We start from the raw sequence: 16,079 nt of genomic DNA, 5'->3' as shown, positions 1-16,079 counted from the left end.
AGGTTCAACAGGTGGGGCGTGCCGCGAATGCCCTCCAATGCCATCGACGGTGGTCGCGAACGAAGCGTTCTGTCAACGGTGGGCAGTTAGGCTGTCACTGACCCGACAGGCAACCGTCAGGTGCTACCCACGTGCGGCGGGCAAGCAACGCCGGTCAGCGTGCGAGCCTGCCCAGAGCGTCGGCTATGGCGCTGTCGGGCGCGTCCGTTCGGACATGGCGGATGAGGGTGCCGTCGGCGTTCACGAACGCGATCACGCCTGACTGCGCGGCGTCGACCTCTGCCATGTCGAAGAACCAGACCGCCGGCCGGGGGATCGCGGCATAACCGACCGGAACGGCAACCTGGCCGGCCTCCTGCTCGATCTCGGCGATCGGTGCCGGGGCGTCCTTGGACCCGAACGGCTTCCATACGAGGCCAATGACGGCCGGCCGGGAACCGGGGGTGAGTGCGAGGACGCGCTTGATCCCCGTGAGCACGTGCGGCACGTCACCGACCACGACCACCACGGGCTTGCCGAGGTACGCCCCCCAACGGAGGTCACCACCGCCGAGCCGGCCCACGGTGAAGTCAGGCACCTGCATCTCCCCGACCGGTTCCGGTCCCTCGTCAGGTTCCCTGCGACCGGTGTCGCCCGGGTTCTTCCCGCAGGCAGCTTCGATGGCCTGTAGGGCCGGGGCGTCCGGCGGCGGAAGCGCCGCGCGGGAAAGCTCCGCACCTACCTCCCGAAGCTGCTCCGTCGCGGCGACGGCGGTCGCCGTGTCATCACCGGTGACGGCGACGGTGACCAGCGAGTCACCGGTGAGCAGGACGAGCGCACCGCCGAAGTGCATGGTTGGGACACCGCGGACCGGCGGCAGGCGCGTGCAACCGACGGCCATACTCCACGCTGAGAAGTCGAGCGGTTGATTGATGACCTCGAGCGGGGGCGAACACCCGTCGACGACCGCGAGGCAGGTTCCGTAGATCGCGTCGACGCGGCCGGTGTCGTCCGCGCCCACCTCGGTCAGCGACCAATCACGGAACCGTGGGCCGAGGTAGTAGACGGGCCGTTCGGCCTCGGCGGCGATCTCGTGGAGGCGCTCCTCAACCTGATCGTGTTTGGGTGACGTGCCGGTCCCGCAACCGGCAACCGCAGAAATCAACACGGCGGTCAGCCACATCGGCAGCGCCCGCCGGCGCACCGTCACACAGCCAAGGTAAGACCACCCGCCGATGCGGGAAAGGACCGAAAGGCTGGCGGCTCATGTCGGAGTTGACGGGTGGTGGACAAGCTGCGACGAGATGACCCGGATCGCCGCACTGGACGCCGGCGCGACCGTGTTCTTCGACCACCACGACCCCGCGATGGTCAGCTGGCTCGGCGGGCGCCGCGTCGACTGACCACCGGTCAGGAGCGGGGCGGTAGCCACCGGTCGTCAATGCGGTCGCTGCGGAGCGAGTCAGCATCGACGGCTTCCAGCTGGTCGGCGACGTCTACCCACAGCTGCGTCACGGACTCCCACCGCGGTGTCGTGCCCTGGTGGTCCCGGGAGAACTCCACCAGGCACCCGTGTAGCGGACCCTTACGTAGGTCGATGAATAGGCCACCTCCCCCACCGTCACCAGCGATGGGCAGCCATCGGGGGAGCCAGTACAACTGGGGTTGGAGGGTGCCCGCCGGCTGGGTGTTCTGGCCGGCCACGAATCGTGCCATCTCCTCACGCGGCCCCGGCGGGTACGACTCCTGTTGGACCTTCAGGTGCATCCGCCAACGCTCCAGCGCGATGGACGTGGGGTATGGACTCGAGAAGTCAGGGATCAGACTTGCGCTCGGTAGGCCGATACCGTGCCGGACTCCGTTGGACAGGCTCCACCAGGTCCGGAGGTCGGCCGGGAGCGCCACACCGAGGGCGGTTGCCACAATGTCGATCTCGGCTGCCGTTGCCGGCGGGTTCAGCTCCGCACGGAATCGGGGGGCAAATCGCGACAGCCAATCCTCGATCCGGCGCCATGCTCGCTCCACGGCCGTGTCGGTGCCCATGCTGTGATCAAACCAGCCCGATCCGCCGGGTGAGGTCAGGCGCCGCCGTACCGAGCGCCGCGACGGAACAGGGCGAACGCGTAGCAGCCCGATATCGCGACCGAGGCCAGGCCGAGGGCGGCCGCGGTGGGGACTCCGCGGCTGGCGCCGTACTCCGCACCCGCCGTGACAATTCCGGCGGCGCTCATCGCTGTGGCCACCAGGGGCAGCGTGAGCATCGGCCCCGCGCCGCGCGCCGACCACCCGAGCAGGGCGCTGACAAAGCTGACGGCCATTGCGACGACCCCGGGCCAGATCACCCAGCGAGCGTCGCCCGCGCTGCTGGGGTCGACCATGACGAGCCAGCGAAACAGCAGCACTATCGCGGACGGGAAAGCCGTAAGGAACAGCGCGACCGCCGTGCTGCGGCGGCGGATCCTTCGGTAGTGCCTGGCCGCGTCCCTCGCAGGGGCGCTGCTTGGAGTCACGGTGAGCGCCCGCTGGAACAGCTCCTTGAACCGGGCCACGTCGCGATCGACGTTGAGGACGTTGAACGCGAGCAGGGTCAGCGCCTCGGGATCATCGGGTGCAAGCTCTACCGCGCGCTTCGCGTCGGCATACGACTCCCGGTGCCTTCGACGCAGGTGATGAGCCAGCGCCCGGTGGCGGTAGGCCGCCACATCCTCGGGGTTGACGTCGATCGCTCGACCCGCCGCCTTGACCGCGACGGCATTGTGGCCGAGCCCGATCAACGCGCCGGCGAGGCGACGCCAGGCGACGCCGTCGTCCGGATGCGTCGCCAGATGCTTGCGCAGCAGCGCGATGGCGGGCTCGAACTGCTCGGCCAGAACGAGCTCGCGCGCGCGGGCGACCGCATCATCGCCGTTTCCCGGCTGCGGCTCCATGCGGCTGCTCCTTGCTCCCCGCTTGATCATCGGGCAAGGAAGTATCACCCACGTCCGCGACGTCGGTGAATGCGGGAGCGGTGTCGCGCCTGCCTCCGGAGGCGGGCGACCAGAGGAGCCGGGGATATCACCCACCGTGAAGTCGCGTTCGATGACATCGTTCGACGATGTCTCCGCAGTGAAGCGCAGAGAGCGCAGAGTTTGTTGCCCTTCGCGGAGTGCCTTTTGTCGAGGCGCTCCCGGCGACCCCTACGTCAATCGTCCGACCGTGACGACGAGGGGGAGCGCCCACCTCGACACCGCGTTCATGGAGGCTCACCACCTCGCGGTCGGTCACGGTCTCGCGCACGCTCCCAGCCGAACGTCATCCCGCCGAACCTCTTTTTCTCCCGCGCCCAGGGATGTGGCACGATCGCGGCAACGGTCAGGAGACCGCAGCCTTCACCAGCTCGACGACCTTCTTCTCCACCGCGGGGCTCCACTGCTGGAGCGCGTACGACACCGGCCACAGGTCCCCGTCGTCGAGGTTGGCCGCGTCCTGGAAGCCCAGGGTCGAGTACCGGTAGTTGAACTTGCCCGAGTCCTGGAAGAAGACGACGATCTTGCCGGCGGCGTTCGCGTAGGCGGGCATCCCGTACCAGGTCTTCGGCGACAGCTCGGGGGCGGTGGCGGTGATCGTCATGTGCACGCGCTCGGCGAGCGCGCGATCCTCCGGTGCCATCTGCGCGATCCGGTCGAGGAGCGCCTGCAGCTCGTCGGCCTTCTTGGCGCCCTTCTTGCCCTCGGCGCGCAGCTCGGCGGCCCGCTCCTTCATCGCGGCGCGCTCCTCGGCGCTGAAGCCGTTGGACTCGGTCGTGGAGTTCTTCGTGGGCATTCCGGGCTGCCTTTCGACGTTCGGGGCTCGGCGAGGTGCCGGCCATCTGAAGGAAGGCTAGGTCCGACGACACCCGTGGCGCTTCTCGATTCCTGATCAGATCGGAGCCGGCCGAGGAGCTTGACCGGAGCGCTCTTCGCTGACGGATCGTCCGGCCGCTGACCAAACGGCTTGACCAGCATCGTTGACCCCCCGCCCCAGCCGGCAGCGCCCCAGTCAGGGAGCGTGATGCCGGCTGCCGGAGGGGACCCGAACGCGCAGCGTGGTCGTCGACAGACTCTGTTCGACGGTCAGGCCGGGGAGTCGCGTTCGGCCCGGCGGCGGATGTCGCGCAGCATGCGCCGGACCACGGCGCGGTGTCCGCCGGAGCCGATCACCAGCAGGCGGTAGAGGCGCCCGTGCGGCCCGGGGAACTCGGCATACGTGCGGGCGCTGACCAGCGTGCCGTCGGGACGCCCGACCAGGGTGAAGACCAGCGCGTACCGGGAGAAGCGGTGCCGGCCGGTGAGCCGGACGAGCCGCCCGGGCACCGCGGCCGTCACCGCGAACCCGGGCAGCGTGGCTCCCTGGTCGAGCGGCGTCCCGGACCGGGCGTGCGGCGTCGCGGCGAGCAGCCGGGCCAGGGCCACCGTGCCGCGCTGCCGGGAGCCGGCCAACTGCCGGGCGAGGGCCCGCCACACGGCCGGCACGGGTGCCGGGGTGAGGATCCGGTGTTCGTCCACGAACGGCAGGTCGTCCACGGGGTGCGCGGTCATGGGATCTTCCCCTCTGCTCGGGTCCCGCCCTCACCCCAGGATCTGCCGTCGGCGTGCGGCGGGCATCCCCCACGTCGGGGAGTTCCTCCCGCGCGAGGGGGTGCTCACGCGCCGACCGACCAGCCGGCGTTCACCGGCGCTGGTTGTCGAGGAGCTCGTTGAGGTGCAGCGCCGTGGTGATCAGCGCGAGGTGGCTGAACGCCTGGGGGAAGTTGCCGATCTGCTCGCCGGTGAGGGCGATCTCCTCCGCGTAGAGGCGCAGGTTGCTGCTGAACGTGAACATCTTCTCGAAGGTGAGCCGGGCGTCCTCGAGGCGGCCGGCGCCGGCGAGGGCCGAGACGTACCAGAAGGTGCACATGTTGAAGGTGCCCTCGTCGCCGGGCAGCCCGTCGGGGGCGGTCGCCGGGTCGTAGCGGTGGACCAGGCTGTCGGAGACCAGGTCCTCCTCGATGGCCTCCAGGGTCGACCGCCACAGCGGATCGGTGGGGGTGATGAAGCCGACCGCCGGCATCATGAGCAGGGCCGCGTCGAGGACCGGCTCCCCGTAGCTCTGCACGAACGAGCGGCGCCCCAGGTGGTAGCCGCGGTCCATGATCTGGTTGTAGATCGTGTCGCGCTGCTGGGCCCAGCGGTTGACGTCCCCCGGCCGGCCGTGGCGGTTGGCGAGGCGGATCGCCCGGTCGAAGGCGACCCAGGACATCAAGCGGCCGTAGGTGTAGTTGCGGGGATGGTGGCGGCTCTCCCAGATGCCCGCGTCGGGCTGGTCCCAGTTCTGGCAGAGCCAGTCGACGAGTCTGACGGTGCTGCGCCAGACCTGGTGCGAGGGCCGGATGCCCTGCTCGTCGGCGAGGTGCATGGCGTACAGGGACTCGCCGTGGATGTCGAGTTGCAGCTGGTCGGCCGCGCCGTTGCCGATCCGCACCGGCCCCGAGCCGCGGTAGCCCTCGAAGTGGTCGAGGACCTCCTCGTGCAGGTCGGACGAGCCGTCCACCCGGTACATGATCTTCAGCGGTACGGCGTTGTCGCCGGCCTCCCGGATGCGCTCGTCGAGCCAGTCCACGTACCGGCTGGCCTCTTCCGTGAAGCCGAGCCCCAGCAGCGCGTGCACCGAGAAGGACGTGTCCCGGATCCAGGTGTACCGGTAGTCCCAGTTGCGGGTGCCGCCGATCTGCTCGGGCAGGGCGGCGGTCGGGGCGGCGATCATGGCGCCGGTCGGGGCGTAGGTCATGAGCTTCAGGGTCATTGCCGACCGTTCCACCATCTCCCGCCAGCGCCCGCCGTAGCAGGAGCGTTCGAGCCAGTGGCGCCAGTATTCGATGGTCTGCTCGAACATCGCCCCGACCTCCTCGGCCGAAATGATGCGGGGAGCCCGGACCGAGCCGGTTTCCACGACGACGCCGCCGGTCTCGCCCTCCTGGAGGGTGACCCGGCCGACGAGATCCCGGCCGTCGTTGTCGATCTCACGCTCCCGCAGCAGCCGCGGGACCGGGCGGACCGGGTTGAGTGTCAGGCTCAGCGACGGGCTGCGGAAGACGTAGCCCTCGGGATGCACCTCCAGTTCGTGGCGGTCCCGGCCGTAGTTGAACCGGGGTCGGCACTCCAGCTTGAAGTGCATGCTGCCCCGGATCATGCGGACCATCCGCACCAGGCGGTGCTGGTTCGTGGGCCGTTCGCCGGCGACCGGCATGTAGTCGATGATCTCCGCGACGCCGTCGGCGCTGATGAAGCGGGTGATCAGGACGGGCGTGTCGGGTTGGTAGAGCTGCTTGGTCACGTACCGGACGCCGTCCGGGGCGATCCGGAAGTAGCCGCCCTTCGTCAGGTCCAGCAGGGCAGCGAAGATACTGGGTGAGTCGAAGCGCGGCGCGCAGAACCAGTCGATGGTGCCGTCGCACGTCACCAGGGCGGCCGTCTGGAGGTCGCCGATCAGCCCGTGGTCCTCGATGGCGGGGTACTTGTCCACGCCCGCCTCCCCACGTCACCTGCCTCCGATCGGACGGTAGACGGGGCGGGGCGGGCGGAGGGCGCCGAACGGGGACGGTCACCCGTCGGGGGACCGCTCGAGGCGTTAAGAAGGGCCCCTTCCTTCCTCGGCCTCGGGGGGTGCGGGTGGGACGGCCAGGGCGATGGTGAGGGCGAGCACGGTGGCCGGGTCGTGCAGCCGGTCCCCGTACAGTTCGCGCAGTTTGCCCATCCGGTAGCGGACGGTCTGCGGGTGGACGAACAGTTCGGCGGCCACGTCCTCGCGGCGGCCCTGGTGCAGCAGCCACGCGCGCAGCGTCTCGGCGAGGCGGTGCGCGGTGGCCGGGGGGAGTGCGGCCAGCGGGCGCAGCGCCTGGGCGCGCAGGTCGGCCAGCCCCTCCGGGTCCATGCTGAGCAGCAGTTCGGCCAGGTGCTCCTCGGTGTCGACCGGCGCGGCGTCCGGCTCCCCGAGGCCGAGCGCGAGGGCCCGGGTGGCCCGCTGGTAGGAGGCGGCGACCCGGTGCCACGGCCGGGCCGGCCCGAGCACCGCCCGGTGGCCGTGCAGCAGCCGGGTGAGCTGGCGACGCCGGCCGCCGTGCATGTCCGGCACCAGCAGGACGGCCAGCTCCTCGGCCGGGGCCATGCCGGGCAGGTCCTCGCCGCTCTCGAGGGTGTGCGAGCCGAGCAGGGCGAGCACCGCCCGCAGGTTGCGGCGGGGCAGCAGTACGACGGTGAGCGTGTGCGGCAGCGGCCAGTCGGCCCGCTCGGCGCTGCGGCGCAGGATCTCCTCCGGCTCGCCGGCGAGCAGCTGCTGGGTGAGGCGTTCCAGGTAGCGGCGGCGCACCCGGCCGGCGCTGGCCAGCTCGTCGGCGTGCCCGGCAACGCTGGCCGCGGAGAGCTCGTCGATGTACGCGAACATCAGCTCGGCGAACTCGGCCACCGTCTCGGCGGCCAGCCCGCTGCGTACCGTGGTGGTGGAGACCTCCCGCCACGCCACCCGCGCCCCCACCCGGTACGCGGCCAGCAGCGCGTCCATGCTCCGTCCGGAGCGGGCCTCCCCGCTGCCCAGCGCGTACGCGGCCTCCAGGGCGGGGGCCAGCGGGGTGCTCGGGTCGGTGGAGGACTGGGCGCGCTCGATGAGCTGGAGGAAGGTGCCCAGCGCGATGCGTACCGCGTTTTCGATCTTTTCGCGCATGGTGCCGGTGAGCGCGCCGGAGTAGTCGGGCACCTCGGCGGTGATCGCGCTGACCGTCCGCTCGGCCACCACGGGGAGCCGGTCGCGGAGCAGGGCGGCCACCTGCTCGTCGAGTTCGAGGCGGGCGGCGCGGTGGTTCATCCCGGACTCGTCCGACATCTTGTTCTCCCCGAACAAAAACCTGCGGCTGTTTCACCTTTGCCGGTCAAGATGTTATGCGATCACGCGGCCACCCTGGTCATATGACCGCAACTGTCCCCCGCCGCCCCCAGAAGGTCTCCTTCCGGGACAGGCTGCTGCGGCTGGCCGAGACGGTCACCACGCCGCTGCTGCCGGCGGACTACCTCGACCTGGTCGCGCCGCTGCACTCCGGCGTCGCGCTGCGCGGCCGGATCGTCGCCGTCCGACCGGAGACCCGGGACGCGGCGACCCTGGTCGTCCAGCCCGGCCGCGGCTGGCGAGGCCACCTGCCCGGCCAGTACGTGCGCCTCGGCGTGGACGTCGACGGGGTGCGTCAGTGGCGCGCCTACTCGGTCACCTCGGCGCCGGGCGCCACGGACCGGCGGATCACGATCACCGTCAAGGCGATCCCGGACGGCAAGGTCAGCAACCACCTGGTCCGCCGGGTCCGGCCCGGCACGATCGTCCAGCTCGACCAGGCGCAGGGCGACTTCACGATGCCCGCGGCCACCCCCGAGCGGGTCCTGTTCCTCACCGCCGGCAGCGGCATCACCCCGGTCATGGCGATGCTCCGCGCCGGCCTGCCGGCCCGGGCCGACGTGGTGCTGGTGCACTCCGCCCCCGGCCGGGACGACGTCATCTTCGGCGCCGAGCTGCGGCGGCTCGCCGCGAGCGGCGCGCTGCGGCTGGTGGAGCGGCACACCGACAGCGCCGGGCTGCTCGGCGTCCACGAGCTGGACGACCTGGTGCCCGACCACACCGAACGGGAGACCTGGGCGTGCGGCCCGGTGGGCCTGCTCGACGCGGCGGAGGAGCACTGGGCGGCCCGGGGCGTGGCGGAGCGGCTGCACACCGAGCGGTTCCGGCCCACCGTGATCTCGCCGGGCGAGGGCGGCACGGTGACCTTCACCGGCGCCGGGGTTTCGGTCGAGGCCGACGGGGCAACTCCGATCCTCGACGCCGGTGAGAACGCGGGGGTGCTCATGCCGTCCGGTTGCCGGATGGGGATCTGCTTCGGCTGCGTGGTGCCGCTGCGCCAGGGCGCCGTGCGCGACCTCCGCAACGGTGACCTCACCACCGCCGTCCCCGGTGACGGGGTGCTCATCCAGACCTGCGTGTCGGCGGCCGCCGGTACCTGCGACATCGAAATCTGACAGGAGGCCCCCCGACGTGACCGTGATCCAGAAGAAGCTCGACAACCCGATCGCGCACCTCACCGCCGAGGACATCGAGATCATCGGCAAGGAGCTGGACGCGATCCGGGACCGGGTGATCGCCGATCGGGGCGAGCGGGACGCCCGCTACATCCGCAAGGTCATCAAGACCCAGCGGACGTTGGAGATCAGCAGCCGCGCGGTGCTGCTCTTCTCGCTGTTCCCGCCGGCCTGGATCGTCGGCACCGCCGGCCTCGCGGTGGCCAAGATCCTGGACAACATGGAGATCGGTCACAACGTCCTGCACGGGCAGTGGGACTGGATGCGCGACCCGAAGATCCACTCCACCACCTGGGACTGGGACCACGTCTCCCCGGCGGACCAGTGGAAGCAGTCGCACAACGAGCTGCACCACCGCTACACCAACGTGGTCGGCAAGGACAACGACCTCGGGTACGGCATCATGCGGGTCGACGAGGACCAGGAGTGGCGCCCGATGCACCTGGGCCAGCCGCTGTGGAACCTGATCAACGCGTGCTTCTTCGAGTACGGCATCGCCGCGTACGACCTGGAGTTGGGCGAGAGCCTCCGCGACGGCCGGCACAAGAGCCCGGAGTTCCGGGCCCGGCTCCGGGCGGTCGGCCGCAAGATCCGTCGCCAGGTGCTCAAGGACTACGTCGTGCACCCGCTGCTGTCCGGCCCGTCGTTCCTCACCACCCTGGCCGCCACCTTCACCGCCAACCTGATCCGCAACGTGTGGAGCCACTCGGTGATCATGTGCGGGCACTTCCCGAGCGGGGTGGAGACCTTCGAGAAGACCTCCATCGAGGGCGAGACCAAGGGCGAGTGGTACCTGCGGCAGATGCTCGGCTCGGGCAACATCAGCGGCAGCCGGCTGCTGCACATCATGACCGGCAACCTGTCGTACCAGATCGAGCACCACCTCTTCCCCGACCTGCCGAGCAACCGCTACCAGGAAATCGCCCCGCAGGTCCGGGCGCTGTTCGACCGGTACGGGCTGAAGTACACCACCGGCCCGCTGCCGAAGCAGGTCGCCTCCGCCTGGTGGAAGGTGATCCGGCTGTCGCTGCCGAACCGGCGCAGCAAGGCGCCCGAGGCCCTCGCCCCGGCGCCACTGGTCTCCACGGCCAGCGCCTGACGGCGACCCTGACGCGGATCGCGGCCGGCACCCGGGACGGGCGCCGGCCGCTTCGCGTTCGGGGACGGTCAGGGGTTGATGAAGGCCCGGACCTGGCCGTAGATGGTGGCGTCGTTCTGCAGGTTGGTGTGGAAGACGCAGGCCGTCTGGGTGTTCGTGGCGCCGGAGAGGATCGTGCTGTCCACCGGGTTGATCACGCCGTCGCAGGGGGAGCGCCAGGTGCCGTAGACGAAGGCGCCCGGCGTCTCGTCGGCCGAGTTGAGGGTGCTGAGGAAGGTCGAGCCGACCCGCATCTCCACGCACGCGGTGCTGACGCAGGTGTTCGCCGAGCTGGTGCCGTGGTTCGGGCCGCCGAGGGAGACCCAGCGGTCCACCTTGCCGGTGCTGGACAGGTTCTTCAGGTAGTAGCGCGAGGAGAGCGCGCCCATCGAGTGGGTGATGATGTCGACCTTCGTCGCGCCGGTCGTCGCAAGCAGGTTGTCGACCTCCTGGCTGACCTGCTGGGCGTTGGTCGCGTTGGACTGGCTGGTGTTGTACGAGAAGGCCCGCAGGTAGCTCGACGGCCAGCCGTCGGCCTGGAATCGGCTGACCATCGTGTTCCAGGTGGAGGCGCTGCTGTTCCAGCCGTGCACGAACAGGATCGGGTTGCTCGACGACGTGAAGACGGCGGCGTGAGCGGCGGCGGGGAAGCCGACCAGGGTCGCCGCGGCGACCGTGAGGGCCAGCAGCCAGCGCGACATCAGCGATTTCACGGGGGTGGTTCCTTCCGGGGATGACGGGCGGCGACGCCGGGTGTCGGCGGGTCGCCCACGGGCCGTCCACGTGCCTGTCCGGCGCCTCGGAGGGGGTACGACACGGGTACGGGGGTGGCCCGGGCCGCCCGAGGTGCCGGAATGTTACCGGCGAGTTGCCTTCGTATGTCAATACGTCGATCAATCCGGCGGGAAAAAGGCTGGGCGGCGGCAACCGGCCCGGGCTACCGTCGAGGCATGCAGATCAGGCGCACCACCGTCGCGGCCGCGCGAGCTTCCCGCTCGCCGGTTGCCGCCGCCTGACCGACCCACTCCTCGCCGGCGACCGGAAACGGTCCGCCGGCGTCGTCGTGTCCACGCCACCGCCCGCGCGGCGGACCCTTCCGGTCGCACCCGACCCGGAAGGCCACGCCATGACACCCGACCAGATCCTCGGCACGTTCCTCGACCACTACCACCGCCTCGGGCACCGGGACGCGCCGGAGAGCTCCCTGATCCCGCCGCCCGGCGACCCGGTGCTCTTCACCACCTCCGGCATGCACCCGCTCACCCCGTACCTGCTGGGCCGTCCCCATCCCGCCGGCCGGCGCCTGGTCGACGTGCAGCGCTGCCTGCGCACCACCGACCTGGACGAGGTGGGTGACCGGACCCACCTGACCGTCTTCGACATGCTCGGGTCCTGGTCGCTCGGCGACTACGACATCGCGACCAGCCTCTGCTGGGGCCACGAGCTGCTCACCGAGGGCTTCGGCGTGGACCCCGGCCGGCTGCACGCCACCGTCTTCGGCGGCGACGACCAGGTCGGCCCGGACGAGACGGCCTGGCGGACGTGGACCGAGCTGGGCGTACCGGTCGAGGCGAACGGCACGGAGAACTGGTGGTCCAACGGGCCCACCGGTCCGTGCGGGCCCGACTCGGAGATCTTCGTCTGGACCGGGGACGGGCCACCGGTCGGCACGCCGGGCACCGACGACCGGTGGATGGAGGTCTGGAACCACGTCCAGATGCGCCACCACCGGCACGACGACGGCCGGCTGACCCCGCTGCCGCTGTCCAGCATCGACACCGGGATGGGCCTGGAACGCCTGGAGATGGTCCTGACCGGCGGCCGTTCCGTCTACGCGGGCGCGGGCCTGCGCCCCTGGGTGGCGGCGGTCCGGGACCGGTGGACCCTCGACGAGGTGGACCTGCGGGTCGTCGCGGACCACCTGCGCTCCGCCGTGGTCGTGCTCGGCGACGGCGTACGCCCCGGCAACACCGGTCGCGGCTACGTGCTGCGGCGGCTGGTCCGGCGGGCGCTCACCGTGCTGTGGCGGGACGACCCGGAGCGCAGCCTGACCGAGCTGCCCGTCGAGCCGTACCTCGACGCGCTGCGCCGGTTCCGGCAGCGGGCGGAGGTCGGGCCGCTGCGTGAGCTGCTCCTGGACGAGGAGCGGCGCTTCCGCGGGCTGCTGCGCCGGGGCCGACCGGTGGTGGACCGGGTCCGGGCACGCGGCCCGCTGACCGAGCAGGACTACCACTGGCTGCACGACACCCACGGGCTGCCCCGCGACCTGGTCGACGGCCTGCTCGCCGAGGCGCGCTGACCGGTGGGCCGCGGGCCGCCGGTCCGGCACCGGGCGGCGACGCTCGGCGCGGCCGCCGCGCGGTCCGCCCAGCCGGGCGGCGCCGCCGGTGGCAGCGGCGGTCACCCGGTGCCAGACTCGGCAGCGGGGACCGCCGCAGCGAGGGACGTGGACGCATGACGGAGTACGAGGTCAGACCGGACGAGGAGACGGTGCCGCTGCTCGGCGCCCGGGTCACCGTCGTCGACGCGGCCGGGCTGCTCGCCGCCGCCCAGGCCGGGCCCGTCGAGCTGCTGGCCGGCGCCGACTTCCCGGCGCCGGTGCGCGAGGTCCGCTGCACGGTCCGCGCCGGCGAGGGGGTGCACCGCTTCGAGGCGTACCTGCGGGCGGACGGGCCGGGGGCGGCGGTCACGCTGCTCGCCCTCGGCCTGGCCGGCCCGGCCGGGCTGCTGCTCGCCCAGCGGCTGGCCGCGCGCGGCGGCGACGGGCTGGCCGCCGGCGTCGGCCGGGTGGCGGCGGAGGCGGGCCGACGCCTCGGGCTGCGCCCCGCCGGGGCCGCGCTCGCCGAACCGCCCCGCGACCAGGCGGGCCAGGACGTGCTGCGGCAGGCCGCGGCGGCGGGACTGCACCCGGAGGTCAGCCACGACGACGGCGCGGTGACCGTCCGCGCCGCCGTGCCGAGCGCCGAGGTCACCCCGGCGCACCTGCACGCCATGGTCGGGGTCGTGCTCCAGGCCGTCCGGGAACTGGCCGGCGACAGCCCGGAGCCGACCGTGCTGCGCGGCCGGTCGTACACCGTGGGCCGGCGGGTGGCCCCGCCCGCGGCCGTGCCGCGCAGCGCGGCGGTGACCCTCGACCAGGTCGGCGGCCTGACCGACGTGGTCGCCCGGTTCCGCGAGGTCGCGGTGTCGTTCCGGCACCCGCAGGTGATGGCCCGCTGGGGGGCGCGCCGACCGCAGGGCATCCTGCTGTACGGCCCGCCGGGCACCGGCAAGACCATGCTGGCCCGGGCCCTCGCCAACGAGATCGGCGCGGACTTCGTGGAGATCCGCACCCCGGAGATCCTCGACAAGTACCTCGGCGGCTCCGAGCGGAACATCAAGCGGATCTTCCGCGAGGCGCGCCGCTACCGGCAGCCCACCGTCATGCTCTTCGACGAGTTCGACAGCATCATCAGCTACGCCGGGGCCGGCGGGGACGCCGCCAGCCAGGCGGTCAACGCGGTCGCCGGCATCTTCAAGCAGGAGATGAACACCCTGTTCGAGGAGAACCCGGACGTCATCGTGGTGGCCACCACCAACTTCCCGCAGCGGGTGGACGCCTCGCTGATCCGCTCCGGCCGCTTCGACCTCAAGATCGCCATCCCGGCACCGGACGAGACCGGCCGCGCCGAGATCATCGCCAAGATGATCCGCGAGCTGATCGACCGGCACGAGCGGCCCGGGTTCCGGATGTTCGCCGCCGACGTCGACCCGGCCGCGTTGGCCGCCGCCACGCCCGGGCTCACCGGGGCCGACCTGCGTGAGGTGCTGCGCCGGGTGCAACTCGCCAAGGCGATGCGGGAGGCCACGGAGGGTGCGCCGGCCGCCCCGATCAGCCAGGATGACCTTCGAGACGCCGTCGCCGGGCTGAGCCGCGGCTGACGGCACGACGGAAGGAGCATCGTGTCGTCGTCCACCCTGCTGTCCCGCCGCGACCTGGCGTTCCTGCTCCACGACTGGCTGGACGTGACCCGGCTGACCGAGCGGCCCCGCTACGCCGAGCACTCGCGGGAGACCTTCGACGCCGCGCTCGACCTCTCCGCCCGGGTGGCCGCCGAGCACTTCGCCACCCACAACAAGGCCGCCGACGCCGCCGAACCCAGCTTCGACGGGCGCCGGGTACACACCATCCCGCAGGTCAAGGCGGCCCTCGACGTGTTCGCCCAGACCGGGCTGCTGGCCGCCAGCCTGGACGAGTCGGTCGGCGGAATGCAGCTGCCACACGCCGTGGCCGCCGCCTGCTTCGCCTGGTTCCAGGCCGCGAACGTGGCCACCGCCGCGTACCCGTTCCTCACCCTCGGCAACGCCAACCTGCTGCTCACCCACGGCAGCGCCGAGCAGATCGACACCTGGGTCCGGCCGATGGTCGAGGGCCGATTCTTCGGCACCATGTGCCTGTCCGAGCCGCAGGCCGGCAGCTCCCTGGCCGACATCACCACCAAGGCCGAGCCGCAGGACGACGGGACGTACCGGCTCGTCGGCACCAAAATGTGGATCTCCGGCGGCGAGCACGAACTGGCCGAGAACATCGTCCACCTGGTCCTCGCCCGGATCCCCGGCGGGCCGCCCGGGGTCAAGGGCATCTCGCTGTTCATCGTGCCGAAGGTGCTGCTCGACACCGACGCGAAGCTCGGCCCGCGCAACGACGTGGTACTGGTCGGGCTCAACCACAAGATGGGCTACCGGGGCACCACCAACACCCTGCTCAACTTCGGCGAGGGGGTGTACCGGCCGTACGGACGGGGTGGGGCGGTCGGCTACCTGGTGGGGGAGCCGCACCAGGGCCTCGCGCAGATGTTCCACATGATGAACGAGGCGCGGATCGGCGTGGGCGCCGGCGCCACCGCCCTCGGCTACACCGGCTACCTCAAGTCCGTCGAGTACGCCCGCCAGCGCCCCCAGGGCCGGCCGACCGCCGACAAGGACCCGACCGCGCCGCAGGTGCCGATCGTCGCGCACGCCGACGTCCGGCGGATGCTGCTGGCGCAGAAGAGCTACGTGGAGGGCGCGCTCGCCCTGATCCTCTACTGTGGGCGGCTGCTCGACGAGGAGAAGACCGCCCCCGCCGAGGCCGACCGGAACCGGGCGCACCTCCTGCTGGACCTGCTCACCCCGATCGCCAAGAGCTGGCCGTCGCAGTGGTGCCTGGCCGCCAACGACCTGGCCATCCAGGTGCACGGCGGCTACGGCTACACCCGCGACTACGACGTCGAGCAGCACTGGCGGGACAACCGGCTCAACCCGATCCACGAGGGCACCCACGGCGTCCAGGCCCTCGACCTGCTCGGCCGCAAGGTCACCATGCGCGGCGGCGCCGGGCTGGAACTGCTGCTGCAGACCGTCCAGGCCACGGTCAGCCGGGCCTGGAAAGCCGAGGGCGAGGCCGCGGTACTCGCCGCTGACCTCGGCGCGGCGGTCGAACGGATCGCCCGGGCCACCCGGCGGCTGCACGGCACCGGCGACCCGGAACTGGCCCTGGCCAACGCCAGCCTCTACCTGGAGGCCGTCGGGCACGTGGTGATCGCGTGGATGTGGCTGGAGCAGCTGCTCGCCGTGGAGGCGCTGGGCAGCCCGGACGGGCCCGACGCCGACTTCCTGGCCGGGAAGCGGCAGGCCGCGCGGTACTTCTTCCGGTACGAGCTGCCCCGCACCGGGCCGCAGTTCGATCTGCTGGAGAGCCTGGACCGGACCACCCTGGACACCCGGGACACGTGGTTCTGAGCCCTGGCGCCGGGTGCTGACGGACAAGATGCCGGCGTACCGCGCCCTTCGATGAGGCCGTCAAGACACTCGGGCAGCGGCAGAAGCGCGCACGT

General features: G+C 71.7%; 13 protein-coding genes. 5 read left to right on the top strand and 8 right to left on the bottom strand.

The window, feature by feature from the left end; genetic code table 11:
- Positions 1–154 precede the first annotated feature (154 nt).
- From Q2K19_RS30520 to Q2K19_RS30490, 7 genes are all read right to left on the bottom strand, one after another.
- The gene (locus Q2K19_RS30520; protein ID WP_302765689.1) at positions 155–1,189 is read right to left on the bottom strand and encodes a hypothetical protein; all 1,035 of its coding nucleotides are present in this window, start codon (positions 1,187–1,189) and stop codon (positions 155–157) included.
- Between the two features lie 200 nt (positions 1,190–1,389).
- The gene (locus Q2K19_RS30515) at positions 1,390–2,022 is read right to left on the bottom strand and encodes an SMI1/KNR4 family protein (protein WP_302765687.1); all 633 of its coding nucleotides are present in this window, start codon (positions 2,020–2,022) and stop codon (positions 1,390–1,392) included.
- A 35-nt stretch (positions 2,023–2,057) separates the two neighbouring features.
- A complete protein-coding gene (locus Q2K19_RS30510; RefSeq protein WP_302765686.1) occupies positions 2,058–2,906 on the bottom strand; it encodes a tetratricopeptide repeat protein in 849 nt (282 codons plus the stop codon).
- Between the two features lie 424 nt (positions 2,907–3,330).
- Entirely contained in the window at positions 3,331–3,780 is a 450-nt protein-coding gene (locus Q2K19_RS30505; RefSeq protein WP_302765684.1) for an iron chaperone, read from the bottom strand.
- A gap of 290 nt (positions 3,781–4,070) precedes the next feature.
- Entirely contained in the window at positions 4,071–4,535 is a 465-nt protein-coding gene (locus Q2K19_RS30500; RefSeq protein ID WP_302765682.1) for a hypothetical protein, read from the bottom strand.
- Positions 4,536–4,665: 130 nt separating this feature from the next.
- Positions 4,666–6,498 (bottom strand): glycoside hydrolase family 15 protein, encoded by a 1,833-nt coding sequence (locus Q2K19_RS30495; protein WP_302765681.1) that lies wholly within the window; start codon positions 6,496–6,498, stop codon positions 4,666–4,668.
- Positions 6,499–6,603: 105 nt separating this feature from the next.
- Complete coding sequence (locus tag Q2K19_RS30490; protein ID WP_302765680.1) at positions 6,604–7,851, bottom strand: PucR family transcriptional regulator; 1,248 nt, start codon at positions 7,849–7,851, stop codon at positions 6,604–6,606.
- A gap of 83 nt (positions 7,852–7,934) precedes the next feature.
- On the opposite strand from Q2K19_RS30490, the gene Q2K19_RS30485 reads away from it, so the two are divergent.
- Together Q2K19_RS30485 and Q2K19_RS30480 are read left to right on the top strand one after the other, a co-directional pair.
- Positions 7,935–9,026 (top strand): ferredoxin reductase, encoded by a 1,092-nt coding sequence (locus Q2K19_RS30485; protein WP_302765679.1) that lies wholly within the window; start codon positions 7,935–7,937, stop codon positions 9,024–9,026.
- 16 nt (positions 9,027–9,042) lie between these two features.
- Positions 9,043–10,185, top strand: a complete 1,143-nt coding sequence (locus Q2K19_RS30480; protein WP_302765677.1) for a fatty acid desaturase family protein — start codon at positions 9,043–9,045, stop codon at positions 10,183–10,185.
- 68 nt (positions 10,186–10,253) lie between these two features.
- On the opposite strand, the gene Q2K19_RS30475 is transcribed toward Q2K19_RS30480, so the two are convergent.
- Positions 10,254–10,937, bottom strand: coding sequence for an esterase/lipase family protein (locus tag Q2K19_RS30475; protein ID WP_302765675.1), 684 nt, complete (start codon positions 10,935–10,937; stop codon positions 10,254–10,256).
- Positions 10,938–11,350: 413 nt separating this feature from the next.
- Here Q2K19_RS30475 and Q2K19_RS30470 point away from each other — a divergent pair, with 413 nt between their 5' ends.
- The 3 genes from Q2K19_RS30470 (at position 11,351) to Q2K19_RS30460 (ending at position 15,984) form a co-directional block, all read left to right on the top strand.
- Entirely contained in the window at positions 11,351–12,523 is a 1,173-nt protein-coding gene (locus Q2K19_RS30470) for an alanine--tRNA ligase-related protein (RefSeq protein WP_302765673.1), read from the top strand.
- Between the two features lie 155 nt (positions 12,524–12,678).
- On the top strand, positions 12,679–14,145 hold the full coding sequence (locus Q2K19_RS30465; protein ID WP_302765671.1) for an ATP-binding protein: 1,467 nt from the start codon (positions 12,679–12,681) through the stop codon (positions 14,143–14,145).
- Positions 14,146–14,163: 18 nt separating this feature from the next.
- Positions 14,164–15,984 carry an acyl-CoA dehydrogenase gene (locus Q2K19_RS30460; RefSeq protein WP_302772844.1) on the top strand — a complete coding sequence of 607 codons (1,821 nt, stop codon included), beginning with the start codon at positions 14,164–14,166 and terminating at the stop codon, positions 15,982–15,984.
- The last annotated feature ends 95 nt before the right edge of the window (positions 15,985–16,079 follow it).

Source organism: Micromonospora sp. NBRC 110009 (assembly GCF_030518795.1).
Lineage (GTDB): Bacteria > Actinomycetota > Actinomycetes > Mycobacteriales > Micromonosporaceae > Micromonospora.
Note: the sequence above shows the minus strand (reverse complement) of the source record. Positions and strands in the feature narration are given on the sequence as shown.

Excerpts from the sequence above, each read along its gene's own strand:
- Q2K19_RS30505 (WP_302765684.1), bottom strand. The coding sequence starts at position 3,780 with ATGCCCACGAAGAACTCCACGACCGAGTCCAACGGCTTCAGCGCCGAG.
- Q2K19_RS30500 (WP_302765682.1), bottom strand. The coding sequence starts at position 4,535 with ATGACCGCGCACCCCGTGGACGACCTGCCGTTCGTGGACGAACACCGG.
- Q2K19_RS30485 (WP_302765679.1), top strand. The coding sequence starts at position 7,935 with ATGACCGCAACTGTCCCCCGCCGCCCCCAGAAGGTCTCCTTCCGGGAC.
- Q2K19_RS30465 (WP_302765671.1), top strand. The coding sequence starts at position 12,679 with ATGACGGAGTACGAGGTCAGACCGGACGAGGAGACGGTGCCGCTGCTC.
- Q2K19_RS30510 (WP_302765686.1), bottom strand. The coding sequence starts at position 2,906 with ATGGAGCCGCAGCCGGGAAACGGCGATGATGCGGTCGCCCGCGCGCGC.
- Q2K19_RS30470 (WP_302765673.1), top strand. The coding sequence starts at position 11,351 with ATGACACCCGACCAGATCCTCGGCACGTTCCTCGACCACTACCACCGC.
- Q2K19_RS30515 (WP_302765687.1), bottom strand. The coding sequence starts at position 2,022 with ATGGGCACCGACACGGCCGTGGAGCGAGCATGGCGCCGGATCGAGGAT.
- Q2K19_RS30490 (WP_302765680.1), bottom strand. The coding sequence starts at position 7,851 with ATGTCGGACGAGTCCGGGATGAACCACCGCGCCGCCCGCCTCGAACTC.